At 63.5% G+C, this 24,396-nt stretch carries 22 protein-coding genes; 10 read left to right on the top strand and 12 right to left on the bottom strand.

The genetic code is table 11. The annotated features are described in order from the left end of the window. Window positions 1–7 precede the first annotated feature (7 nt). From ureC to urtA, 8 genes are all read right to left on the bottom strand, one after another. Window positions 8–1,714 carry an urease subunit alpha gene (ureC, locus tag CS1GBM3_RS07920; protein ID WP_072394167.1) on the bottom strand — a complete coding sequence of 569 codons (1,707 nt, stop codon included), beginning with the start codon at window positions 1,712–1,714 and terminating at the stop codon, window positions 8–10. Next, on the bottom strand, window positions 1,714–2,340 hold the full coding sequence (locus CS1GBM3_RS07915) for an urease subunit gamma (RefSeq protein WP_072394164.1): 627 nt from the start codon (window positions 2,338–2,340) through the stop codon (window positions 1,714–1,716). The genes ureC and CS1GBM3_RS07915 overlap by 1 nt, the downstream gene beginning before the upstream one ends. An 18-nt stretch (window positions 2,341–2,358) precedes the next feature. Next, window positions 2,359–3,180 (bottom strand): urease accessory protein UreD, encoded by an 822-nt coding sequence (locus tag CS1GBM3_RS07910; protein WP_072394161.1) that lies wholly within the window; start codon window positions 3,178–3,180, stop codon window positions 2,359–2,361. A gap of 1 nt (window position 3,181) precedes the next feature. Beyond that, window positions 3,182–3,877: an urea ABC transporter ATP-binding subunit UrtE gene (gene urtE / locus CS1GBM3_RS07905; RefSeq protein ID WP_072394158.1), complete on the bottom strand. Its 696-nt coding sequence runs from the start codon at window positions 3,875–3,877 to the stop codon at window positions 3,182–3,184. A 16-nt stretch (window positions 3,878–3,893) separates the two neighbouring features. Beyond that, on the bottom strand, window positions 3,894–4,658 hold the full coding sequence (gene urtD / locus CS1GBM3_RS07900) for an urea ABC transporter ATP-binding protein UrtD (RefSeq protein WP_072394156.1): 765 nt from the start codon (window positions 4,656–4,658) through the stop codon (window positions 3,894–3,896). 11 nt (window positions 4,659–4,669) lie between these two features. Further along, on the bottom strand, window positions 4,670–5,806 hold the full coding sequence (gene urtC / locus CS1GBM3_RS07895) for an urea ABC transporter permease subunit UrtC (protein WP_072394154.1): 1,137 nt from the start codon (window positions 5,804–5,806) through the stop codon (window positions 4,670–4,672). Continuing rightward, window positions 5,803–7,305, bottom strand: coding sequence for an urea ABC transporter permease subunit UrtB (gene urtB / locus CS1GBM3_RS19935; protein WP_244534592.1), 1,503 nt, complete (start codon window positions 7,303–7,305; stop codon window positions 5,803–5,805). The genes urtC and urtB overlap by 4 nt, the downstream gene beginning before the upstream one ends. Before the next feature lie 180 nt (window positions 7,306–7,485). Beyond that, window positions 7,486–8,724 (bottom strand): urea ABC transporter substrate-binding protein, encoded by a 1,239-nt coding sequence (urtA, locus tag CS1GBM3_RS07885; protein ID WP_244534591.1) that lies wholly within the window; start codon window positions 8,722–8,724, stop codon window positions 7,486–7,488. A gap of 657 nt (window positions 8,725–9,381) precedes the next feature. Between urtA and CS1GBM3_RS07880 the strand changes: the two genes are divergently transcribed. The 5 genes from CS1GBM3_RS07880 (at window position 9,382) to CS1GBM3_RS19770 (ending at window position 13,785) form a co-directional block, all read left to right on the top strand. After that, a complete protein-coding gene (locus CS1GBM3_RS07880; protein WP_083567329.1) occupies window positions 9,382–9,774 on the top strand; it encodes a winged helix-turn-helix transcriptional regulator in 393 nt (130 codons plus the stop codon). 83 nt (window positions 9,775–9,857) lie between these two features. Then, entirely contained in the window at window positions 9,858–10,442 is a 585-nt protein-coding gene (locus CS1GBM3_RS07875; RefSeq protein ID WP_072394141.1) for an NADPH-dependent FMN reductase, read from the top strand. A gap of 388 nt (window positions 10,443–10,830) precedes the next feature. Then, window positions 10,831–11,301, top strand: a complete 471-nt coding sequence (locus tag CS1GBM3_RS07870; protein WP_072394138.1) for a (2Fe-2S)-binding protein — start codon at window positions 10,831–10,833, stop codon at window positions 11,299–11,301. A gap of 1 nt (window position 11,302) precedes the next feature. Next, a complete protein-coding gene (locus CS1GBM3_RS07865; RefSeq protein WP_072394135.1) occupies window positions 11,303–13,468 on the top strand; it encodes a xanthine dehydrogenase family protein molybdopterin-binding subunit in 2,166 nt (721 codons plus the stop codon). A gap of 143 nt (window positions 13,469–13,611) precedes the next feature. Beyond that, the gene (locus tag CS1GBM3_RS19770; protein ID WP_171946460.1) at window positions 13,612–13,785 is read left to right on the top strand and encodes a hypothetical protein; all 174 of its coding nucleotides are present in this window, start codon (window positions 13,612–13,614) and stop codon (window positions 13,783–13,785) included. Between the two features lie 71 nt (window positions 13,786–13,856). Here CS1GBM3_RS19770 and CS1GBM3_RS07860 read toward each other — a convergent pair whose 3' ends face one another. Next, on the bottom strand, window positions 13,857–15,140 hold the full coding sequence (locus CS1GBM3_RS07860) for a Glu/Leu/Phe/Val family dehydrogenase (RefSeq protein ID WP_072394132.1): 1,284 nt from the start codon (window positions 15,138–15,140) through the stop codon (window positions 13,857–13,859). 147 nt (window positions 15,141–15,287) lie between these two features. After that, window positions 15,288–16,298 carry a helix-turn-helix domain-containing protein gene (locus CS1GBM3_RS07855; RefSeq protein ID WP_072394129.1) on the bottom strand — a complete coding sequence of 337 codons (1,011 nt, stop codon included), beginning with the start codon at window positions 16,296–16,298 and terminating at the stop codon, window positions 15,288–15,290. 278 nt (window positions 16,299–16,576) lie between these two features. Between CS1GBM3_RS07855 and eat the strand changes: the two genes are divergently transcribed. From eat to CS1GBM3_RS07835, 4 genes are all read left to right on the top strand, one after another. Further along, window positions 16,577–18,007 carry an ethanolamine permease gene (gene eat, locus CS1GBM3_RS07850; RefSeq protein ID WP_072394126.1) on the top strand — a complete coding sequence of 477 codons (1,431 nt, stop codon included), beginning with the start codon at window positions 16,577–16,579 and terminating at the stop codon, window positions 18,005–18,007. Window positions 18,008–18,041: 34 nt separating this feature from the next. After that, window positions 18,042–19,430, top strand: coding sequence for an ethanolamine ammonia-lyase subunit EutB (locus CS1GBM3_RS07845; protein WP_072397320.1), 1,389 nt, complete (start codon window positions 18,042–18,044; stop codon window positions 19,428–19,430). A 13-nt stretch (window positions 19,431–19,443) separates the two neighbouring features. Next, window positions 19,444–20,256 (top strand): ethanolamine ammonia-lyase subunit EutC, encoded by an 813-nt coding sequence (gene eutC, locus CS1GBM3_RS07840; RefSeq protein ID WP_072397319.1) that lies wholly within the window; start codon window positions 19,444–19,446, stop codon window positions 20,254–20,256. Window positions 20,257–20,502: 246 nt separating this feature from the next. After that, a complete protein-coding gene (locus CS1GBM3_RS07835; RefSeq protein WP_072394124.1) occupies window positions 20,503–22,053 on the top strand; it encodes a J domain-containing protein in 1,551 nt (516 codons plus the stop codon). A 29-nt stretch (window positions 22,054–22,082) separates the two neighbouring features. Here the strand turns inward: CS1GBM3_RS07835 and aroC are convergent, their stop codons facing one another. Continuing rightward, window positions 22,083–23,171, bottom strand: coding sequence for a chorismate synthase (gene aroC, locus CS1GBM3_RS07830; RefSeq protein WP_072394121.1), 1,089 nt, complete (start codon window positions 23,169–23,171; stop codon window positions 22,083–22,085). Between the two features lie 132 nt (window positions 23,172–23,303). Then, window positions 23,304–23,648 (bottom strand): ArsR/SmtB family transcription factor, encoded by a 345-nt coding sequence (locus tag CS1GBM3_RS07825; RefSeq protein WP_072394118.1) that lies wholly within the window; start codon window positions 23,646–23,648, stop codon window positions 23,304–23,306. 48 nt (window positions 23,649–23,696) lie between these two features. Here CS1GBM3_RS07825 and CS1GBM3_RS07820 point away from each other — a divergent pair, with 48 nt between their 5' ends. Then, window positions 23,697–24,176 (top strand): SRPBCC family protein, encoded by a 480-nt coding sequence (locus CS1GBM3_RS07820; protein WP_072397318.1) that lies wholly within the window; start codon window positions 23,697–23,699, stop codon window positions 24,174–24,176. Window positions 24,177–24,396: the final 220 nt, after the last annotated feature.

Below are 24,396 nucleotides of genomic sequence, written 5' to 3'. Positions count from 1 at the left end.
TTGCCTCTCAGAAAAGGAAGTAGCGTTGTGCCATCGGCAGCTCGGTCGCGGGCTCGCAAACCAGAAGCTCGCCATCGGCCGTCACGCGGTAGGTTTCGGCGTCGATCTCGATGTGCGGCGTGGCGCCGTTGTGGATCATGCTTTCCTTAGAGATGCCGCCGCGTACGTTCTCCACGGCGACGAGTTGCTTCTCGACGCGCAGCGTGTCGGCGATGCCGCGATCGATGGCCGCCTTGGAGACGAATGTCAACGCGCTCGCGGTCAGGGATTTGCCATAGGCTGCGAACATTGGGCGATAGTGGACCGGCTGCGGTGTCGGGATTGAGGCATTGGGATCGCCCATCGCCGCCGCGGCGATCGATCCGCCTTTGAGTACGAGATCGGGCTTCACGCCGAAGAACGCCGGCGACCAGAGCACGAGATCGGCAAGCTTTCCCGCCTCGATCGACCCGATATGGCGCGAGACACCGTGGGCAATGGCCGGATTGATCGTGTACTTGGCGATGTAGCGCTTGGCGCGCACGTTGTCGTTGCCCGTTTCGCCGGGTAGCGAACCACGCTGCTTTTTCATCTTGTCGGCCGTTTGCCATGTGCGCAGGATCACCTCGCCGATACGGCCCATGGCCTGGCTGTCGGATGACATCATCGAGAGCGCGCCGAGATCGTGCAGGATGTCCTCTGCGGCGATGGTCTCCTTGCGGATGCGGCTTTCGGCGAAGGCCAGATCCTCGGGGATGGAGCTGTCGAGGTGGTGACAGACCATCAGCATGTCGAGATGCTCGTCGAGCGTGTTGCTCGTGAACGGGCGCGTGGGGTTGGTCGATGACGGCAGCACGTTCTTGAGGCCCGCCACCTTCATGATGTCCGGCGCGTGGCCGCCGCCGGCGCCTTCGGTGTGGAAGGCGTGGATGGTCCGGCCCTTGAATGCGGCGATGGTGTCCTCGACGAAGCCGCTTTCGTTCAGGGTATCCGAATGGATCATGACCTGGATGTCGTGCGCGTCAGCGACGCCGAGGCAGCAATCGATGGCGGCGGGCGTCGTGCCCCAGTCCTCGTGCAGTTTCAGGGCGCAGGCGCCGGCTTCGATCTGCTCGACGAGGCCTGTGGGTTGTGAGGCATTCCCCTTGCCGGCAAATCCGAGGTTCATCGGGAAAGCGTCAGCCGCCTGGATCATGCGCCCGATGTGCCAAGGGCCGGGCGTACACGTTGTGGCGTTGGTGCCCGTCGCCGGGCCGGTGCCACCGCCCAGCATCGAGGTGATCCCGGACATCAATGCCTCCTCGATCTGCTGCGGGCAGATGAAGTGGATGTGGGTGTCGAAGCCGCCGGCTGTCAGGATCTTGCCTTCGCCGGCGATGACCTCGGTTCCGGGACCGATGACGATGGTGACGCCGGGCTGCACGTCGGGGTTGCCGGCCTTGCCGATGCCAGAGATCAGGCTGCCCGTGATGCCGACATCGGCTTTGACGATGCCCCAGTGGTCGATGATCAGCGCGTTCGTGATGACGGTGTCGGCTGCGCCTTCGGAGCGCGCGACCTGGGACTGGCCCATGCCGTCGCGGATCACCTTGCCGCCGCCGAACTTCACCTCGTCACCGTAGATGGTGAAATCCTTCTCGACCTCGACGAAGAGGCCGGTATCGGCAAGGCGGACCTTGTCGCCGGTCGTCGGGCCGAACATGTCGGCGTAAGCGCTGCGAGAGAGGCTGACCATCAGAGCTTACCCATCACTTCCTGGCGGAACCCGTACACCTCACGCTTGCCGCCGAACGGCACAAGCGAAACCTCACGCGTCTGTCCCGGCTCGAAGCGGACTGCCGTGCCGGCCGCGATGTTGAGCCGCGTGCCGCGGGCCTTCTCGCGATCGAACACAAGGGCCGGGTTGGTTTCGAAAAAGTGGTAATGGCTGCCGACCTGGATCGGCCGGTCGCCGGTGTTGGCGACACTCAGGGTGATCGGCTCGCTGCCCTCGTTGAGGGTGATCTCGCCGTCGGCCGTCACGTACTCTCCGGGCACGACGCCCGGCGTCTTCTTCCTGCCACGGATCGGATCGTGGACCGTGACCAGCTTCGTTCCGTCCGGGAAGGTCGCCTCGACCTGCACGTCGTGAATCATTTCCGCGATGCCATCCATCACTTGGTCGGCGGATACGACATGGGCGCCGAGCTGCATCAGCTCGGCGACGCTTTTTCCGTCGCGCGCGCCTTCAACGACCGCATCCGTGATCAGGGCGATCGATTCCGGATAGTTGAGCTTCACCCCGCGCTCGAGGCGGCGTCGTGCGACGACCGCCGCCATTGCGATGAGGAGCTTATCTTTCTCTCGTGGTGTCAGATTCATCGCGTCTCCCCGTTTTCGCTAGCACGCCCAAACCCGCGGCAGCTTTGTACGCATCAGACGCGGTATGAGCGTTGATGCGTCGAGCCGAATGTGTTGCGGATCCGAAGCTGTGAAGCGGATGATCAGCATGTCATTCCACGCGCTGGCGCCACAATGGGCGCGCGCTCTGGCGCAAAGCTCACGCGCAAAGGCCAATTGTTTCTCCGCATCCGGCGCAACGAGCAACAGCGTCGCGATGGCGCGGGCGCCGGCTCCTGTCGCTGCTTCGTCCAATGTGGAGGCGATCTCGTCGTCGAGGCGCACGTCGTCGGCAAAGATCAGCCGGCCGGCGCGCCGCACGCGCCATCTGTCTCGAAACGCGCCGCTTGCCATGCGCTCGGCACGCGCTACGCGCCCAAAGACCGTCATTTCGAACAGGAGAAGGCTCGCGCACTCGGTCGTCTCGACCTCGAGCGTGCGCCTGAGGCGCGATCCATCGAACAGGATCGTTTCCTGGGGCATCCAGGCGAGCCTGGACCGCTCGCCGACGCGAAGGGAGACCTGGACCTCGGCGGGCGCCCTTTCCGCCCGGTAGACCTTCTCGGCGGATTGGGTTGTCAGTCTCAGGCGCGTGTGCGGGGCGGCTGTGGCTTCGATCCGCGCGCTGTCGCCGCCGGTCATGCCGCCCGCCGTGTTGATCAGAACACCATCACAGACGCCATCCGACTGGGGCAACTTCAGGCGCAGGCCGCCGGTCTCGTAGCAATCGGCGATACGCGTTGCGGCGCCGATGCGCGCAAAGTGCGCCCGAACTTCGCTGCGGGCGCGCACGTACGAGGGGATATGTCCGGGGATCGTCATCTCAGACCGAAACGCGCTGGCGCACCTCTGGTGACATGATCTCTGCCTTGCCGCCGGACATCACAATCGCGCCCCGCTCCATCACCGCAAAGCGATCGGCCAACTCGCAGGCAAAGTCGAAATACTGCTCGACCAGCACGATGGCCATCTCGCCCTTGTTGCGAAGATACGCGATGGCGCGGCCAATATCTTTGATGACCGAGGGTTGGATACCTTCGGTCGGCTCGTCGAGAACGAGAAGTCGCGGCCTCGTCACCAGTGCGCGGCCGATGGCGAGCTGCTGCTGCTGGCCTCCGGAAAGATCGCCACCGCGCCTGTGAAGCATGGATTTCAGAACGGGAAACAGCTCGAAGATTTCATCCGAGATCCTGCGATCCTTGCTGGCCAGCGGGGCGAAGCCCGTCTCCAGGTTCTCGCGCACGGTCAGGAGCGGGAAAATCTCGCGTCCCTGCGGTACGATGGCGATGCCGCGCCGGCAGCGCTCGTAGGTGGGCAGGCTCGAGATGTTCTGTCCTTCCCACATGATCTTGCCGGATTGGATCGGATGCTGGCCGACGATGGCGCGCAGGAGGGACGTCTTGCCGACGCCGTTGCGTCCGAGGACACACGTCACCTCGCCCGGCTTGGCGGTAAGGCTGACCTTGCGGAGCGCCTTCGCGGCTCCGTAGGAGAGTTCGATGTCCTCGACGTTCAGCATGGTTCGGCTCCGTCGCTCAACGCCCGAGATAGACTTCGATGACGCGCTCGTTCGAGGTGACCTGGTCGAGCGGGCCTTCGGCCAGCACCGATCCCTCGTGAAGAACCGTCACTTTGACATTCAGCGCGCGTACGAAGTCCATGTCGTGCTCGACCACGACGACCGAATGATCCTTGGCGATGTCGCGCAGCAGATCGGCCGTCTGTTCGGTTTCGGCGTCGGTCATGCCGGCGACGGGCTCGTCGACGAGCAGGAGCTTCGGGTCCTGTCCGAGAAGCATGCCGATCTCGAGCCATTGCTTCTGTCCGTGTGAGAGGGCTCCGGCAATGCGCGCGCGGTGCGGCTCCAGCTTGGTGATGCCCAGGATCTCGTCGATGCGCCGGCGGTGCTCCGGCATCGTGTGCCAGAACAGATTCGGCAGGACGCTGCGGTCACTTTTCAGCGACAGCAGAAGATTGTCCTCGACGGTGTGCTGCTCGAACACGGTCGGCTTCTGGAATTTGCGTCCGATGCCGAGGTTGGCGATCGCCGTCTCGTCGAGCTGCGTGAGGTCGACTTTGCCCTTGTCATAAAGGACGTCCCCGACATTTGGCTTGGTCTTGCCGGTGATGATGTCCATCATCGTCGTTTTGCCGGCGCCGTTGGGGCCGATGATGGCGCGCATCTCGCCGGGCTCGATGGTGAGCGACAGATTGTTGATGGCGCGGAAGCCATCGAAGCTGACGCTGACGCCGCTCAGATAAAGCAGCGATTGGGTGATCTCGTCGCTCGCCGGTTCCACAGTCGCCTCCTCTACTCAGCAGGCTTTGCGCTGGGATCGGACGGCACCGGCTCCGGTGCGTTCCGCTTGCCAAGCAGCCCGCGCCAATCGAAGGACGCCAGCGTTCCGACGATGCCTTTCGGCATGAAGACGGTGACGAGGATGAACAGTCCGCCCAGCATGAACAGCCAGTAGGGTGCCAGGAAGCCCGTGGTGAAGATCGTCTTCAGGTAGTTGATGATCACGGCGCCGAGCGCGGCGCCGGTTAGCGTCCCGCGTCCACCGGCGGCGACCCAGATCACCATCTCGATCGAGTTGGCGGGATGGAACTCGCCGGGGTTGATGATGCCGACCTGCGGCACGTAGAGGGCTCCTGCGATGCCGGCCATCACGGCTGCGAGCGTGAAGACGAACGTCTTATAGGCTTCGACGCGGTAGCCGATGAAGCGCGTGCGGCTCTCGGCGTCGCGAATGGCGACCAGGACCTTACCGAGCTTGGATTCGACGACGGCCTTGGCGACGAGATAGCCGACCATCAGCGCGATGGCCGATATCGAGAACAGCGCGGCGCGTGTTCCCGGCGCCTGCACAGAGAGGCCGGCAATGGTGCTGAAGTCGGTCAGGCCGTTGTTGCCGCCGAAGCCCATGTCGTTGCGGAAGAACGAGAGCCAGAGCGCGTACGTCAGCAGTTGGGTGATGATCGACAGGTAGACGCCCGTGACGCGGGAGCGGAAGGCGAAGTAGCCGAAAATAGATGCCAGGACGCCCGGCACGACCATCACCATCAGCAGGGCGAACGGAAAATGCTCGAAGCCCCACCAGTACCAGGGCAGCTCCTTCCAGTTCAGGAAGACCATGAAGTCCGGAGGCGCGCCACCGCTCGTCTGCAGCTTCAGATACATGCCCATGGCATAGCCGCCGAGTGCGAAGAAGGCGCCGTGACCGAGCGAAAGGATGCCGCAATAGCCCCAGATCAGATCCAACGAGAGGGCGAGGAGGGCGAAACAGAGGTATTTGCCGAAAACGACGACGGTCGACGTGGAGACGTGGAAAGGAGAGTCCGGTGGCACGGCGAGATGCAGCACGGGCACGATGATTGCCAGGGCCGCCAGCACAGCCAGGAAGATCACGCCGCCGATATCGCTCTGGAATATTGCTCGGGAGATCATTGCTCGACTGCTCTCCCCTTGAGCGCGAAGAGACCGCGCGGCCGCTTCTGAATGAAGAGGATGATGAGGACGAGCAGCAGGATCTTGCCGAGCACGGCACCGGCGTACGGCTCGAGGAACTTGTTGGCGATGCCGAGCGACATGGCGCCGATCAGCGTTCCCCATAGATTGCCAACGCCGCCGAAGATCACTACGATGAAGCTATCGATGATGTAGCTCTGGCCGAGGTTCGGCGAGACGTTGTCGATCTGCGACAGCGCGACACCGGCGAGGCCGGCGATGCCGGAGCCGAGACCGAAGGTCAGTGCGTCGACGCGGCCTGTTCGAATGCCCATCGACCCTGCCATACGCCGGTTTTGCGTCACGGCCCGCATCTGCAGGCCCATGCTGGTGTAGCGCAGTGCCAAAAGCAGGCCAACGAAGATTACTCCGGCGAAGACGATGATCCAGAGGCGGTTCCATGTGATCGAGAGCTGGCCGATCTCGAAGGCGCCTGACATGAAGGCCGGGGCGCCGACCTCGCGGTTGGTTGGGCCGAAGATGGTGCGCACCGTCTGCTGGAGAATGAGGCTGATGCCCCAGGTCGCGAGCAGTGTGTCTAGCGGACGTCCGTAAAGGAAGCGGATGACGCCGCGCTCGATGGCGACGCCAATGGCGCCTGCAACAAGAAAGGCCAGCGGGACGGCAAAGACGAGCGAGTAGTCGAACAGACCTGGTGCGGACGAGCGGATGATCTCCTGCACGACGAACGTCGTGTAGGCGCCGATCATCACCATCTCGCCATGCGCCATGTTGATCACGCCCATGACGCCGAACGTGATTGCGAGGCCGATGGCGGCCAGCAGAAGCACGGAGCCCAGGGAAAGCCCGTACCAGAGATTTTGGGCCGTGCCCCACATCGCCAGCCGCGTGCTGGTCGATGCGGTCGCGGTGTCAGCGGCGGCGCGAACCGGCTCCGATGCGGTTGCCGGCACGGATTGGATCAATGCCAGCGACTCCTGGTCGCCGCGTGCCGCGAGAACGTCGATGGCATCGATGACCTCGGCATCCGCCCGGCCGGCGGCGGATTTGACGATGATCGCGGCTCTTGCCTCAGCCAAGGCCGCCTTGATTTCGGGAACCTGCTCCTTCGCCAAAGCGGCTTCGACGGTCGGCAGGTTCTTTATGTCGCTCGTTTTGAAGACGCTGGCGGCTGCTTCGCGGCGTTTTCTCGGGTCGTCGGATAACAGCGAGAGGGCGCCCATCGCGGCGTCAACCAATCCGCGGAGCTTGTTGTTCAGCCGGACAGTCTTGAGATCGGCAGGGGGCGTTGGTGCGGTCGTTCCGGTCGCGGCCTCGAAGCTCGCGCCCTTTGCGTCCTTGAAGAAGACTTTCTGCTCGGCCGGGCTGAGAAAGAGACGGCGTTGGGATGCGGCTTCCAGGATTTTGAAGGCGATCGGCTCGCCGGACGCCGCGATCTCGGCGATTGCCTTCTCGGTCTCGGGAAACTTATCCGCCATCAGCCGCTGCAGGGCGGCATCCAGAGGCGAGGGCGCTTGAGCACGCGCCGGTAGAGCGAGTCCGGACGAAACGAGACAAAGACAAATCAGCGAAAGGCAGAGATCCCGCATCCGCGCCGCCTTCTTTGGGCGATCTCCGCCAGGCGCGCCAATCAGCGCGCCTGGCGGAGCGTTGTTCAGTTACTGCGTCACGCAAGCTTTTTTCGACTTGTCGTATTGGCCACACTTCAGCTCGACCCAGTCGGACTCGAGATCCTTCGAGCCATCGAGGAAGTCCGACCAAGCGTCACCAGGGACGAGCCCTTCTGTCTGCCAGACGACGTCGAACTGGCCGTCGGCACGGATCTCGCCGATCATGACGGGCTTGGTGATGTGATGGTTGGCGAGCATCTTCGAGGTGCCGCCGGTGAGGTTCGGTGTCTCGACGCCGACGATCGCGTCGATCACCTTATCCGGCTCTGTGGTGCCGGCCTTCTCGACAGCCTTGACCCACATGTTGAAGCCGATGACGTGCGCTTCCATAGGATCGTTGGTCACGCGCTTCGGGTTCTTGGTGAACTCCTGCCACTTGGTGATGAACTCCTTGTTCTCCGTCGTGTCGACCGACATGAAATAGTTCCATGCCGCGAGATGGCCGACGAGGTTCGCCGTGTCGACGCCCGCGAGTTCTTCCTCGCCGACGGAGAAGGCGACGACGGGGATGTCGGTCGCAGAGACGCCCTGGTTCGCGAGCTCCTTGTAGAAAGGCACGTTGGCGTCGCCGTTGATGGTCGAGACGACGGCCGTCTTCTTGCCGGCGGACCCGAACTTCTTGATGTCGGATACGATCGTCTGCCAATCGGAGTGACCGAACGGCGTGTAGTTGATCATGATATCCTCTTTCGCCACGCCCTTTGCGATCAGGTAGGCCTCGAGGATCTTGTTGGTGGTGCGCGGATAGACGTAGTCGGTGCCGGCCAGCACCCAGCGTTTGACGGAGCCGCCGTCCTCGCTCATCAGATAGTCGACGGCCGGGATTGCCTGCTGGTTCGGGGCGGCGCCGGTGTAGAAGACGTTGCGCTCGCTCTCCTCACCCTCGTACTGCACGGGATAAAACAGGATCGAGTTGAGCTCCTTGAAGACCGGCAGCACGGATTTGCGGGACACCGATGTCCAGCATCCGAATACGGCGGCCACTTTATTCTGTGCGATGAGCTCGCGCGCCTTCTCGGCAAACAGCGGCCAATTCGACGCCGGGTCGACAACGACGGCCTCGAGCTTCTTGCCCAGGAGGCCGCCCTTCTTGTTCTGCTCCTCAACGAGCATCAGCATGACGTCTTTCAGCGTCGTCTCGCTGATGGCCATGGTGCCCGAGAGAGAGTGCAGCACGCCGACCTTGATCGTCTCGTCGGCGTTCGACGCCGTTGCCGCGCCTGACATGAAAGCCAGGGATGCCAAAGCATACTTTGCGAATCTCGCCGCAGACTGTGGAACCATTAACAACCCTCCAAGGAAAGAGCACAGTTCGAAGTTTCAGATGCAGGCAGGGGCGGACGCCGGCTCCCGGGCCGCATGGCCGAGCGACACAGGGCAGTCAGCCGACTGGCGTGTATGGAGGCCCGGCTATTCATGCGCTCTCCGAAGCCGCGCGCGCCCGATCCGGTCGCGCAGGGCTCCGAAACGGCGCCTGCATTTTCCGGTTGGCGAACTCGGCGAAAACGATTTCCAAATGGCCTGTAATCGTAGGGATTTGCGACGATCCAACACAAGGATTTCTCAGGCGTTTTGGGCCGCGGGAACCTCAAATGTCAGAATGACGCAGCAATATGCGTGCCGGTTTCGGCGCTCGATATATTGCTGTTTTAAATCAGTGACTTGTGTGTGAGCTGCGGCGTGCGTCGCGAATGTCAGTTGAGCTGGGCCGTGCCTGTCGAAGGCGCATCATGCCAATCGTTTGCACTCTCGAAGGCGAGGTGTGATCAGAGGGCCACTGGACGAAATTTCGCCGCCTGTTACGAAGCTGCACTATAGCAGTTTAACGATCGGTCAGCCGCTGCGTTTGGCGGTGGGAATTGCACGCGCCAGATGGAGGCACCTATGGAGCACGAGCACTCGGTGCGGGACTGCGGGCCTGTTCGGGAGATCCTCGGCAGAGTTGGCGACAAGTGGACCGGGCTGCTGCTCGGGGCGTTGGGCGACAGCCGCATGCGTTTCAAGGAGCTGCACCGCGCCGTGCCCGGCATCTCGCAGCGCATGCCGACGGTGACGCTTCGCCATCTCGAGCGCGACGGGCTCATCGTCCGCACGGTCTTTCCTGCGGTGCCGCCGCACGTCGAGTACGAGCTGTCGGACCGGGGTCGCTCCCTTATGCAAATTCTTCAGCCGATCGCAGCCTGGGTTCTCGATAACGAAAAGGGAATTGTGCAGTCCCGTCGGCGCTTCGACGCCGCGATGCCGGCTGAAGCGGAGCCCATGGTTATCGAAAGGTAAGTTAGGACGCAAAAGGTGCCGTCTTGCGGCCTTGAGACAGCACCCCCTATCTGCCCGCGAGCGAAACAGCCAGCGGAGCATCCATGTCTTTCAAGCCCAGAATTGGCATCATCATGAGCACCACGCGGCCGGGCCGCTTTGGTGATACGCCGACGCAGTGGATCCACGATATCGCGCGCCAGCGAACGGACTCCGAATTCGAAGTCGTTGACCTGCGCGACTATCCCCTGCCTCTGTTCGAGGAGAAGCTGCCGCTCGTCTACGCGCCGGTGGAGAATCCCGTCGCGAAGCGGTGGGCAGCCACAATCGCGAGCTTCGATGGCTACATCTTCGTGACTGCCGAGTACAATCACAGCGTGACCGGCGCACTCAAGAACGCCCTCGATCACCTTTACGCAGAGACGCACAGGAAGCCCGCGACCTTCGTCGGCTACGGAGGTGTTGGCGGCTCGCGTGCAGTCGAGCACCTACGGCACATCCTGGCCGAGCTGCATGTTGCGACGCTGAAGCACGCCGTCCATATCGGGATGGTTGAGATGATCGGCATGCTGCGTGAGGGCAGGACGATGGCCGATTATCCGCATCTGGCCGAGGCCGCGAAGCCGATGCTCGACGATCTCGTCTGGTGGTCGATCACGCTCAAGGCCGGACGCGCGGCTACGGCCTGACGGCCGCTTCCGTTCCTGTGTGAAAATTCAGTGTCAGGCCGGGGTGAGTTCATGCCCGGCCCGACCCATTTTTCATAGCGCCCTTTCGGAAACGGATCTTGCCTCGCTCCCGAGCAAGACCTGACACTGCGGTCCGCCACCGACTGAGCCGTCAGAGAAGTCTCGGCATCTTGCCTCACGCGGTTGGATGAACCGAGCTAACACTTGATTCGCCATGAGCCCGGACGAATTTTTTCCAATCCGGCGGCGGGTGTAAAAAAGGCCGGGCGGCTACCGCTTGAAAATCGTCTGCAATCTGAATAGGTGCGCTTCATGTCCTTGTGCGGCAGTCATGCATAGGATGCCATCTACGCGTTTTTTCTGAAATTCTGACCGATCGAGGGTCGCTATGATTAGTTTTTCCTTGAATGGTGCAAAGATCTCGGTGGATGCGCCGGAGGATACGCCTTTGCTTTGGGTGCTCCGCGATTTCCTCGGCATGACCGGTACGAAATTCGGGTGCGGCATCGCTCAATGCGGTGCGTGCACGGTGCACGTCGATGGCAATGCGCAGCGCTCGTGCGTGACGCCCGTCGGGGCGATCGCCGAGTCGGACGTCATGACGATCGAGCAGGTGGGGAAGAGCGCCGAGGGCAAGGCGATCCAGACGGCGTGGTTGAAGCTCGACGTACCCCAGTGCGGCTATTGCCAGTCGGGTCAGATCATGTCGGCGACGGCGCTGTTGATGGGGAACCCGGCGCCTAGCGATAGCGATATCGACCAAGCCATGTCGGGCAACATCTGTCGGTGTGGCACCTATGTGCGCATTCGTGAGGCCATCAAAGACGCTGCCAAGTCCGTCGGCGCTTCGGGAGAGTGATATGACTGCGCTTCGTAATTATGTGTCTAGCCTCTCGCGTCGCAGCTTTCTTCAGGTCAGCGCGGCCGTTGGCGGCGGATTGATCATCGGTTGGGTGCCGGAAAGCCATGCGGCGGACACGGATGACGCGTCCGGCCCCTTCGCGCCCAACGCCTTCATCCGCATCGACAGGTCCGGCGTAGTGACGGTCGTCTCGCCGTCGATCGAGATGGGGCAAGGAACCTATACGGCGCTGCCGATGCTGGTTGCGGAAGAGCTGGACGTCGCCATGAGCCAGATCCGCGTCGATCATGCGCCGGCAAGCGACAAGCTCTACGGCAACCCGAGCAACTTCAATGCGCAGATCACCGGCGGGTCGACCGCGGTGCGCGGCTTTTACAAGCCTATGCGCGAAGCGGGGGCTGCCGCACGGCAGATGCTGGTTGCGGCTGCCGCTGCGCAGCTTGGCGTCGAAGCGCAGGCGCTCACAACAGAAGCCGGCGAGGTGGTGCACGCGGCCAGCGGTCGGCGCGTCGGCTACGGGACGCTGGTCGACGATGCGGCCAAGCTGCCTGTGCCGACCAACGTCGCGCTCAAGGACCCGAGCAAGTTCCGCGTCATCGGCACCTCTGCCCGGCGCACGGATTCGCCCGGGAAGGTCGACGGCACCGCGATGTTCGGGATCGACGCCAAGGTCCCCGGCATGAAGGTTGCTGCGGTGGCGGCCTCGCCGGTGTTTGGCGGCAAGCTCGCCTCGGTGGATGAGGCGGCGGCGCTAGCCGTGCCCGGCGTACGTCAGGTGGCCAAGCTGGACGATGCCGTAGCGGTCATCGCTGATCACTACTGGGCCGCGCGGATGGGCCTCGAGGCGGCTGCGCCGCAATTCGACGACGGCGCGCTGGCCACGATGTCGACCGAGGACATCGTCGCCGCATTGGCCAAAGCGGCGGAGCGCGACGGCGTCGTGGCGCAATCGGTCGGCGATGCGGTGGGCGCTCTGGGTGGCGCCGTAACGAAGGTCGACAGCACGTACGAGAACCCGTTTCTCGCGCACGCCACGATGGAGCCCATGAACTGCACCGTTCATGTGACACCCGGCGGATGCGACATCTGGGTGGGCACGCAAATTCCCACCATTGCGCAGACCGTTGTCGCCAAGGCGCTCGGTCTCGACGCGGAGAAGGTGCGTATTCACAATCACCTGCTCGGCGGCGGGTTCGGGCGGCGGCTCGAGTTCGATTTCATCCTGCAGGCGGCTTTGATCGCCAAGCAGTCTAAGGATCCGGTCAAGGTCATCTGGAGCCGCGAGGAGGATATCCAGCACGACATGTACCGGCCCTATTATTACGACCGGATCAGCGCTGGCCTCGACGCGAATGGCAAGATCGCCGCCTGGAACCATCGCATCGTGGGGCCGTCGATCGTGGCGCGGTTTGCTCCGCCGGCGTTCAAGGACGGCATCGACTTCGATATCGTCGATGGTGCGATCGACCTCGAATACGATATCCCGAACTTCAAAGTTGACTACGTGCGGGAAGAGCCGCCAGGCATTCCGACGGCGTTCTGGCGTGGCGTCGGGCCGACGCGCAACGGCTACGTCGTCGAGTGCTTTGTCGACGAGCTGGCGGCGGCGGCCAAGCAGGATCCGGTGGCGTTCCGCCGGGCGCATCTCGGAAAATCTCCCCGCGCGCTCCATGTGCTGGAGCGTGCCGCAGAGATCTCGGGCTGGGATAAGCCGCTTCCGGCTCGCAAGGGGCGCGGCGTATCGGTCATGAAAGCGATGGCGAGCTATATCGCGCAGGTGGCCGAGGTGACCGTGGCCGAAGACGGGGAGGTGCACGTCGATCGCGTCGTGTGCGTCGTGGACACGGGGATCGCGGTCAACCCGGACATCATCGTGGCGCAGATGCAAAGCGGCATCATCTTCGGGGTGACGGCCGTTCTGTGGGGCGAGATCACGCTCAAGAACGGGCGCGTCGAGCAGTCGAATTTCGATACCTATCGCGTCATGCGTCTCGACGAGATTCCCAAGATCGAGGTGGAGGTCGTGAAGAGCAGCGCCGATCCCGGCGGCATCGGCGAGCCCGGCACGTGCGCGCTGGCGCCTGCGGTGCTCAACGCCGTTTATGCCGCGACGGGCGTTCGCCTTTACAAGCAGCCGATCAAGCCCGAGCTGCTGAAGGCCTGAGGTTGTTCCGCCGCGATCGGTCGCGGGCCTGACGAGGCCTCCGGCCGGTGCGGCGGGTTGCAGTTCGCATTGTGGCCCGAAGGCACTTGCGGCGACTCACCTGAAGCGTTGTGATCGATGGGCAAGCTGCACGGAGTTCAGCCATGTCCAAGGACGGCGACGGCTTCCTCGTGTATGGGGCGCCTGTCTGGTACCTGGTGGAGAGCTATCGGGAAAGGATGCGCCGCAAGGTGCTGATGCTTTCCCTTCCGAGTCATCACAGCGCACAGGTCATAGACCTGGCCGCCTGGAAGGCCTCGCGGCAGATGGCAAACTAGGCGCCCTAGTTCGCCTGAGGGCGGCTCGGTCGCTTGCGTCTCGCGCAGGCAGGCTCCGAGGGTGCTTTGGTTCAGGGGTAGAGCCCGCGCTCCTGCCGGGCCATCAGGATTCGTTCGCAGGCCTGCAGGAAAGTTGCCGTGCGCAGCGAAATGCGCTTGCTCTCGGCAAGGTCCCATATTCTGCGCAAGGCCTCGACGAGGATCCGGTCGAGGCGGGCATTTATTTCGTCCTCGGTCCAGAAGAAGCTCGAGAAATCCTGCACCCACTCGAAGTAGCTGACGGTGACGCCGCCGGCGTTGCAGATCACGTCGGGCACGACCAGGATGCCGCGTTCGGCAAGCACGTCATCGGCCTCGGGAAGTGTCGGGCCGTTTGCGCCCTCGAGAACCAGCTTCGCCGTAACCCGGCGCGCGCGCTCCGCCGTGAGCTGCCCTTCGAGCGCGGCCGGCACGAGGATGTCGCACGCGACGTCCCAGAAGGCTTCGCGCGATATCGCTTCGCCTCGCAAATGATCAACGCGACGCGCTTTGAGATCAGGTTCTCGTCCGGCGGGCGTGACGTTGATGCCGTTATCGTCGAACAGCGTCGTTCTCTCGTCCTGGACGGCGACGATCTTTGCCCCCACGCTTGCAAACAACTCCGCCGCCGTCGCGCCGACGTTGCCGAAGCCCTGCACTGCGACACGCGCGCCCGCCAGATCCAGGCCGAGGCGCCCGGCCGCCTCCCGCCCGGTCACGAACACGCCGCGGCCCGTTGCGGTGACGCGTCCGAGCGAGCCGCCGAGGTGGATGGGTTTTCCCGTCACGACGCCGGTGGCGGTGAAGCCAAGGTTCTGGGAGTACGTGTCCATCATCCAGGCCATGATCTGGGCGTTGGTATTGACGTCGGGCGCCGGGATGTCGTTCTGCGGTCCGATGACGACCCCGATCTCGCTTGTGTAGCGCCGGGTCAGCTTCTCAAGCTCGTTCGGGGACAATGTTGCGGGATCGACGCGAATGCCCCCCTTGGCGCCGCCGAAGGGCAGGTTGACCGCCGCGGTCTTGACCGTCATCCAGGCGGCAAGTGCCATCACCTCCTCCAGCGAAACGGCGGGATGGTAGCGGACGCCGCCCTTACCGGGGCCGCGCGAGAGATTGTGCTGAACCCGGAAGCCTTCGAAGTGTCTCACCGTACCGTCGTCCATCTCGATCGGGATGTCGACGATCAGTGTTCGCTTAGGGTGCTTCAGGGTATCAGCCCATCTGGCGAGACCGCCGAGGTGCGGAATGACGCGATCGACCTGGGAGAGATAGGTGCTCCATGGCCCGCTCGTCGAGCCTGTGACATAGGAAAGCGACGTCCCAAGGGTGGTCATGGCGAGCTCTCGAGCAGGGAGATGATTGTCGGCTAACCCGGTTGCGTGAGCCGGGCTCGGAAGGTGCGCAAGAGCCTACCGCGTGCGTCTCGTGCTCGGCAATTCTCCGGGTGGACTAGGCCGTCGTCTCGGTAAACGCTCGGCGAACTATTGCGCCGTGGAGATGCCGTGGACGCGCCGGAATGCTTCCGAGGGCAGCTCCCCGAACATCGCCTTGTAATCCCGCGCGAAGCGGCCGAAGTGCCAGAAGCCCCACAGCGTTGCCGCCTCGGCGACCGAGCTCGCCTCCTTCATGGCGCGACGGGCGCCGTTCATGCGCACGGCCCGCAAGTAGGTCGACGGCTTGAGGCCTAGCGTTTCCTGAAACGAATATTGAAGCGCGCGACGGCTGACGCCGAGCGTCCGACATAATTCTTCGACGCGCGTATAGGCATCCGGGGACTGGGTTACGAGATCGCGTGCCTGGCGCACGATGGAGGCCCGTCTGGCAGGAGACATCCCATCGGAGCCGGGATCCTGAGCATGGTCCAAGGCTGTCGCGAGGGCAGCGATTACGTCGCGCGACATAGATGAAAAGCGGGCGGGATCGTGCATGACATCCGGAGATTGCATCAGGACCTCGCAAACGTCGGTAAATATGCGGCGTAAGCGAAACGCTGCGCCGTGATCCGCTGCCCTGAGGTGAGGGGACGCAAGCGTTGGAATGAGTGTTTCCACCTCATCCGCAGTCAGCGCAGAGCACAGGTCGCTCTCGGCCAGAACGAAGCCCGCGATATCGAGGCCGCACGGCGAGAGAAATTCGAAGGCGTCGTTGCCGGAGAAAACGTGCAATTGCGCGCCGTTGCAGGCGCGGCCGCAGAAGGTCGCGTTGCCGCGCAATGCGAGCGGTACGCCGACGGCAATAGTTCCCGTGGGCAGCGCGCCGGTCTGATGCAAGGCGTTGCTGGTGACCTCGCGAAAGAGGTGCACGCTGGCGAGCTGCGTTTCGAGCAGCGCGCCTTCGAAGGGGCCGGCCGAGATCTGATCGTACGTCTGGTTCCAGCCGCGCAGCAGCGCGGCCTGCTCGTCGATGTCGTGCGTGCTGGCGGCGCAAATGGGCCTCGCCTCGCCGCACGGCGGGCCTGCGTGCAAGCCGTTGTGATCGGTCAGCATCCCCATCCGACGTTCGCCTCAGCTGCCGCAATCCCCCGTGCTGTCTCCGTTTCTTGTTCTAAAGTCGGACAGCCGGTGCGCGTGCCGAAATTGGATAGACGACATAATAGCGCAGGATTAGCGTTCTTAGGTACTGGAACTGTAGCTCCTGCCCGGCAGGGACCGGCGAACAGCGAAAAATAGCCAATTGCTTCCGTGCTGGCGTGTTTGAAACCGCCTGGACCGGACGATGGATGCTGCCCTCCAGAAAAAAATAAAACGACAATTATTTCAAGGGGATCGCCATGGAATCCGCAGGACAGCCCGGAGTTGAAGCAGGACATGCCGGTGTCGAATACGAAAAGGTCGGACGAGAGTATTTCGAGAACAGGCAGCTCAAGCGCGGGGCGGCGGGCTGGCTCCTGCTCGTGGGCCTCGGCGTGGCGTACGTTATCTCAGGTGACTTCGCTGGCTGGAACTTCGGCCTCGCTCAGGGCGGATGGGGCGGACTGTTCGTCGCCTCGCTACTCATGGCGACCATGTACACCTGCATGTGCTTCGCGCTTGCAGAGCTGGCGACGATCGCCCCGACGGCCGGTGGCGGCTCTGGCTTCGCGCGGCGCGCCTTCGGTCCGTGGGGCGGCTTTCTCTGCGGTGTTGCCATCCTGATGGAATATGCCATTGCGCCTGCGGCGATCGCGGTCTTCATCGGAGCCTACTGCAACTCGCTGTTCGGCATCGATGGGTGGACCGTCTATCTGGGATTCTACGCGGTGTTTCTCGGTATACACCTTTACGGCGCCGGCGAAGCGTTACGGCTCATCTTCGCCATCACTGCGCTAGCCGTCGTCGCACTGATCGTGTTCGTGCTAGCGATGATCCCCCATTTTGATGTGAACAACCTGTTCGACATTCCGGCAACGGATGCAGCCGGCGCCAGTCCGTTCCTGCCGTTCGGGTATATCGGCATCTGGGCGGCCATTCCCTATGCAATCTGGTTCTTCCTCGCCATCGAGGGTGTGCCGCTTGCGGCCGAGGAAACGTCCGATCCCAAGCGGGATCTGCCACGCGGGCTGATTGGCGGCATGTTCGTGCTGCTGGCTTTCTGCGCGCTGATTCTGACGTTCGGTCCGGGCGGGGCGGGAGCCGACGCGCTCAAGGATTCGGGAAATCCGCTGGTCGCCGCGCTCGAATCTTCGAAGGTCTACGGCGGGCCGACGTGGATCAGCCGGTTCGTGAACTTCGTCGGTCTCGCGGGCCTGATCGCGAGCTTCTTCTCGATCATCTACGGGTATTCGAGGCTGATCTTCTCGATGTCGCGGGCCGGCTATCTGCCACGCGCGCTGTCGCTTACCGGCAGCCGTAAGACGCCTTACGTGGCGCTGATCGTGCCCGGAATCATCGGCTTCCTACTTTCACTTTCCGGTCAGGGCGATCTGCTGATCCTCATTGCTGTATTCGGAGCTACGATATCCTATGTCATGATGATGGCGTCGCACATCGCGTTGCGCATTCGTGAGCCGGATCTCGCGCGTCCCTACAGGACGCCGGGGGGTATCCTCACGTCGGGGGTTGCGCTCGTGCTCGCCTGCGCGGCCGTTGTGGCGGGCTTCCTCGTGGATCCGCGGGTCGTGATCGGTGCGGCGGTCGTCTACGCGATCTTCGTCGGCTATTTCGCCATCTACAGCCGGCACCATCTGGTGGCGGCGGCACCGGGCGAAGAGGCGCCGTATTGAAGGCAAGAGTAACAACCATCGGCGAGTGAACATCATGAGCTATACGCAAGTTGTCGGCGGCCACCGCTTCGTCTTCGAGAGCCTCAAGGTGCTGATGGCGAAAGCCACTCCGGCGCGCTCTGGCGATTATCTCGCAGGAATTGCGGCGCAGGACGACGAGGAGCGGGCGGCGGCTCAGATGGCGCTCGCCGATGTGCCACTTAAGGTGTTCCTCGCCGAGCACGTCGTTCCCTACGAGACCGATGAGGTGACGCGCCTCATCATCGACGATCACGATGCCAAGGCGTTTGCGCCGATTTCGCATCTGACGGTTGGCGCGTTCCGCGACTGGCTGCTGTCGGATGCGGCGACCGAGCGTTCGCTGGCGGCGCTGGCGCCGGGTCTCACGCCTGAGATAGTGGCGGCCGTCTCGAAGATCTGCCGCGTACAAGATCTGGTTTTGGTCGCCCAGAAATGCCGGGTTGTGACCAAATTCCGCAACACGATCGGGCTGAAGGGGCGTCTCTCGACGCGCCTTCAGCCCAACCATCCGACAGACGACCCGACCGGCATCGCGGCCAGCATCGTCGACGGGTTGATGTACGGCAACGGCGACGCGGTGATCGGCATCAACCCGGCGACCGACAGCATCGCCGCCGTGACGACGCTGATTGAAATGCTGCACGAGATCATCCAGCGCTACAACATTCCAACGCAGTCGTGCGTGTTGACGCATGTGACGACCAGCATCGAAGCGGTCAACCGCGGCGCGCCGCTCGATCTCGTGTTCCAGTCCATCGCAGGCACCGAAGCCGCCAACAGCAGTTTCGGCATCAATCTTGCTACGCTGAAGGAAGGCTATGACGCCGCGCAAAGTCTTGGGCGCGGCACGGTGGGCAATAACGCGATGTATTTTGAGACGGGGCAGGGGAGTGCGTTGTCGGCGAACGCGCATCATGGTGTGGACCAGCAGACGCTGGAAGCGCGGGCCTACGCCGTCGCGCGGAAGTTCAGGCCGCTGTTGGTCAACACGGTCGTGGGCTTCATCGGGCCGGAGTATCTCTATGATGGCCGGCAGATCATTCGGGCCGGGCTTGAAGATCATTTTTGCGGCAAGCTGCTCGGCGTGCCGATGGGTTGCGATATCTGCTATACCAACCACGCCGAAGCCGATCAGAACGACATGGACACGCTGCTTACGCTGCTCGGTGTCGCGGGGATTACGTTCATCATGGGCATTCCGGGATCGGATGACATCATGCTGAACTACCAGACAACCTCGTTCCATGACGCGCTCTATGCACGCAAGGTGCTCGGCCTCAAGCCGTCGCCCGAGTTCGAGGAGTGGTTGCTCAATGTCGGCATCTTCGAAAAGAGCGAGGCGCTGAAGCTCGCCGATACGTTGCCGAAACCTTTCCAGCGCGCGCTGTCACATTTGCACTGAGGTGATCGCCGTCATGTCGGACGACAGCAAGCCCATCGTCGTAAACAACCCTTGGGACAAGCTTCGCCAATACACGCCTGCCCGGATCGCGCTCGGTCGAGCCGGCACCAGCCTGCCCACCAAGCCGCATCTCGAGTTTCAGCTTGCCCATGCGCGGGCGCGCAACGCCGTCCATCACGAGCTCGATGTCGCGCGGCTCGAGGGAACGCTTGTTGCGCGAGGGCACGACTTGCGCGTTCTGCACAGCGCGGCCGGCAACCGACCTACGTATTTGCAGCGCCCCGACAAGGGGCGGCGGCTGGATGACGCTTCGCGCGATGCGCTCATCGCCATGGAGCGGCCGGCCGAGGGATACGACGTCGTGTTCGTGATCGGCGACGGGCTTTCCTCTTTCGCCATAGAGGAGAACGCGGCGGCATTCCTCGACGTCATGCTGCCTCCGCTCGTGGAGCAGAAATGGCGGGTTGCGCCACTCATCATAGTGCGCGAGGCGCGCGTTGCAGTTGGCGACGAGGTGGGCGAGCTCTTGGGCGCGGGCATGGTCGTGGTGCTGATCGGTGAGCGTCCCGGCCTCAGTTCCCCGGACAGCATGGGCATCTATATGACGCTGAAACCGCGCGTGGGCCTTACCGATGAAGCACGCAACTGCATCTCGAACGTGCGCCGCGAGGGCATGAGCTACGAGGTCGCGGCGCACAAGCTTCTCTACCTCATGAACGAAGCGCGCAGGCGCGGTCATTCCGGCGTGCAGCTCAAGGACGAGGCGGAGACGCTGTCGAGCGCTGTCACGGGATCGGCTGAGAACTTCCTGATCGAGCACAGCTAGGGCTGAGCGTTCGAACAGTCATGGGGTCGAAGTCGCATTTCCTCGTTGCTCATGGCCTCCCGACATCGGTTTGCCGTTCGTGCGCCCGGCCGCTGACCCCATTGTGGCGCCGGGTTGGGCTGCGACTTTCGGGACGTTTCCCACTAAGTCGTTACGATTCGTCACATATTGTTTTCGGCGATGCCGCAAATGTGCCCAGGTCTGGGGGGTAATTGAGGCAACTCCGCAGCTTGGGATGATTTGCTTATGCTCGCGTTTAAATATTGCGGCAAAGCCTCGTTTCTATCGATCCTCGTGGCCGCGCTCCTCGTTTCCTTCGGAGCGCGCGCCGACGAGCTGCTCGTCATGCCGTATTCCTGCAAGGTGATCCGTGGCCAGCCCACGCTGATGCGTTCGGACGATCAAGGACATCCCGTAATCGGCCGACGCGAACAGCGCGAGTTTCGTGCCTGCTCGCCCGAGAACCCGGACCTGTGCCGCCGCTGGACAGTGCATCGGTTCGATATGGATTGCGGCGGCGTGCGCGTTCCCTGGGTCGAGGTTGCCGCTGCGGCCGTCCGTGACGGGCGTGCCTATGTCCAGGGTGGCCGCTTCGAACTCGAGATGCCAGCGCGCTGGAGCTTGCCACCGGATGCGCCGTGCTCGCGTCGCGGAGATTACGACGGTTGGGAGTTCGGCAGGCTCGGCCGCTTCTGCGAGGAGCGCCTGGCGCGCACCCCGCGCGTGACGGTTGCGATGCCGACGGGCTTCGCGCCGATGCTCGGCATCGACGGCATTTTCGTCAAAGACCGGGCACCGCCGCCGGGCGCCATGGCGGATGCGGAGCCTGCTCCATCGCGCCGAGATTTTGAGCCCGAGCCCGTCGAAGAGGCGCCGCGCAGTGCGCAAGCCGCGGAGCCGATTCCCGAGCCGGTGAAGAAGAAGGTTGCGCCGAAGGAGCCGCCAAGCTCGAAGGCTCCGCCCGCTCCGGCGAACATCGCACCGCCCAAAGAGCCCGTTCCGTCGAAGGCGCCGGAACCTCCTCCGCCAGAGCCTGCGAGGAAGGAGATCGCCGCCGCCGAAAAACCGGAAGCGAGCGGTGGTCCGATCATTCCGACGATCATCAACGGTGCCAATGCGCCGGAGGCGCCGCCTCAGCAAAAGCCGCCGGTGAGTGAGACCGGCGCGCTGCCCGATCGGCCAGAGACGCAGGCCGAGCCTTCGACGATCACAGAGCAAAGCCAAGTGGCCGGTAGCGGTGCGAGCGACCCGAACCGCGTTGCGATGGCGGAGCACGGTAACACCGATCCGCTTTTGCCTGTCGCTGTGGTCGGCGGTGTTCCGCTCAAGATTAATGCCACCGCCATTATGGTGGGCTGTCTCGCGCTGCTGACGCTGCTGACGCTCGTGATCGTCCTGCGTCGCGGGCGTGCGACGCCTGTGCCTGCACTTGCGCGCGATCTTTCGTCGGTCACGCTCGGCAAGGCTGCGACGCCAAGTGCCGACAGCAAGGGTGCCTTAACGCTGGTGGCCGATCCGCGTGGCCGCGACCTCGCGACGCCGCCGACGTTGTCATCCGGTCCGCCGGCGCTGCTCGGAGACGGGATGCCCCGCACGCGCGAGGAAGCGCTCAGCGTGCTCGGCATGGGCATCGCGCCGGATGTGAACGAGACCGCGATCAAGAAGATCATCGATGGCCTGCGGCTGAGCTGGCATCCGGATCATGCGACCGATCCCGAGGATCGGGCGATGCGCGAACTGAGGCTCAAGCAGATCAACGCGGCCTGGGACATCATCGCGGGCGAACGCAAGAGCTAGCGTCGCCCGATCCATCCCGCCGCGGCAGATCACCCGCGTTGCGCGCGGTGGCGCAGCAGGTGGTCAGCTAGCACCAGCGCCATCATGGCTTCGCCCACCGGCACGGCGCGGATGCCGACGCACGGGTCGTGGCGGCCCTTGGTCACGATCTCCGTCTCGTTGCCCGCGGCGTCAATGGTCTGGCGCGGCGTCAGGATCGAGGAGGTCGGCTTCACGGCGAAGCGGCAGACGATCGGCTGGCCCGTCGAGATGCCGCCCAGGATGCCGCCGGCGTTGTTCGAGAGGAAGCGCGGCTTGCCGTCCGGGCCGATGCGCATCTCGTCGGCGTTGGCTTCACCCGTCAGCTCCGCTGCGGCCATGCCGGCGCCGATCTCGACGCCTTTGACGGCGTTGATGCTCATCATCGCCGAGGCGAGATCCTGATCGAGCTTGGCGTAGAGCGGCGCACCGAAACCCGGGGGTACGCCTTCGGCCACGACCTCGACGATGGCGCCGACGGACGAGCCGCTCTTGCGGATGTTGTCGAGATAGGACGTCCACTCCGGCACGATGCCGGCATCCGGTGCGAAGAACGGGTTGGAGGAGACCGTCTCCCAATCCCAGCGGGAGCGGTCGATTTTGATCTCGCCGATCTGCACCAGCGCGCCTCGGATCGTGACGCCGGAGCCCAGCACCTTGCGCGCGATGGCGCCAGCTGCGACGCGCATTGCCGTCTCGCGCGCCGAGGAGCGTCCGCCGCCGCGATAATCGCGGATGCCGTACTTGGCCCAATAGGTGTAGTCGGCATGGCCCGGGCGGAACGCATCCTTGATCTCGCCGTAGTCCTTGCTGCGCTGATCGGTGTTGCGGATCAGGAGCGAGATCGGCGTGCCGGTGGTCACCTGATGGCCTTCGGCGTCGGGAAAGACCCCTGACAGGATCTCCACCGCATCGGCTTCGCGGCGCTGGGTCGTGAACCGCGACTGGCCCGGCTTGCGGCGGTCCAGATGCACCTGGATCTCTTCGGCGGTCAGCGGAATGCCTGGCGGGCAGCCGTCGACGACGCAGCCGATGGCAGGCCCGTGGCTCTCGCCCCAGGTCGTCATACGGAACAGGTGGCCGAAGGTGTTGTGTGACATGGACGCCGCTGTTCGGAGGTGCTGGCCGATGGCATCGGCAACTCATGCCGGTGCGTTCGTGTGTGTGTGCTGCCTCTCTTAAGTGGCGCCGGGCTCCTCAGCAAGGGCGGCGGGACGGACTTGGGCCATTGCTCAGGGGAGAGGCCTTCGTTCCGGGCCCTCGAGATCAGTCTTCAATCGATCGAGCAGCGCCACCGCGTTCGCCGCATAGGGGCCGATCCAGCGGTCGTGGATGTGCTTGATCGGCAGCGGGTTGAGGTGGTTCCAGCGCTCTCGGCCTTTGCGCTGCACGATGACCAGCTCTGCCTCCTCGAGCACCTTGAGATGCTGCATCACCGTGCAGCGGTCGAGGGCTGGAAAGTGCGCGCACAACGCTCCCGTGGTCTGCGGCCGATCCTTCAAGGCATCGAGCATGGTGCGGCGAATCTCCGCCGCTAGGGCTTTGAAAACCCGTTCTATTTTGTCGCCTGTTGACATGTTATATTTTTATAACATTATGAGGTTGCCAGCAAGGGAGTAATGCTCATGGATCTCAAGTTCAAAGTCAGCGGGCGCATCGCAAAGCCGGTCTCGGAGGTGTTTGAGGCAATCGTGAATCCGACCCAGCTGTCGCGCTACTTCACGACGGGCGGCGCCAAGGGGCGGCTCGAGCCGGGCGCCACGGTGTGGTGGAGTTTTCATGACTTCGCGGGCGAGTTCCCCGTTGAGGTCGCGGAGGTCGAGCCGAACCGGCGCATCGTGCTCACATGGGCCGCGCACGAGGGCGATCCGTCCGACGGCGATACCGGAGCCCAATCCGCGGGCTACAGCACGATCGTGACCATGGAATTCGACGCGCTCGACGACGGGCGGACGCTGGTCACTATTGCCGAGGAGGGCTGGCGGGAGACGCAGAAGGCGCTGCGGGCCTCCTACGGCAACTGCCATGGATGGACGCAGATGCTGTGCTCACTCAAGGGCTATCTCGAGCACGGGATCAATCTGCGCGAGGGCATGTACAAGTAGTGCCCAGGCGGTCGGATTCATTTTGCAACCGGCGGCGACGCAGGTAATCAGGCTATCGGCCTGCGTTTGGGCGTCCCCGAAAGTCGGCTGCATACGGCAGTCGGGATTTGTCTCCGGGAGTATCCCAGAGGCGGCGCGCAACGGTCGATAAGTACCGTGTTTTTTGTTTTCGCGGACATCTCCTCGCGGTCTGAGCAACCGTCGTCGAGACGCTCGCACC

Origin of the sequence: Hyphomicrobium sp. CS1GBMeth3, assembly GCF_900117455.1 — a bacterium.
Classification (GTDB): Bacteria; Pseudomonadota; Alphaproteobacteria; order Rhizobiales; family Hyphomicrobiaceae; genus Hyphomicrobium_C.
The sequence above is the reverse complement of the archived record's forward strand: the minus strand, read 5'-3'. Positions and strand labels throughout refer to the sequence as shown.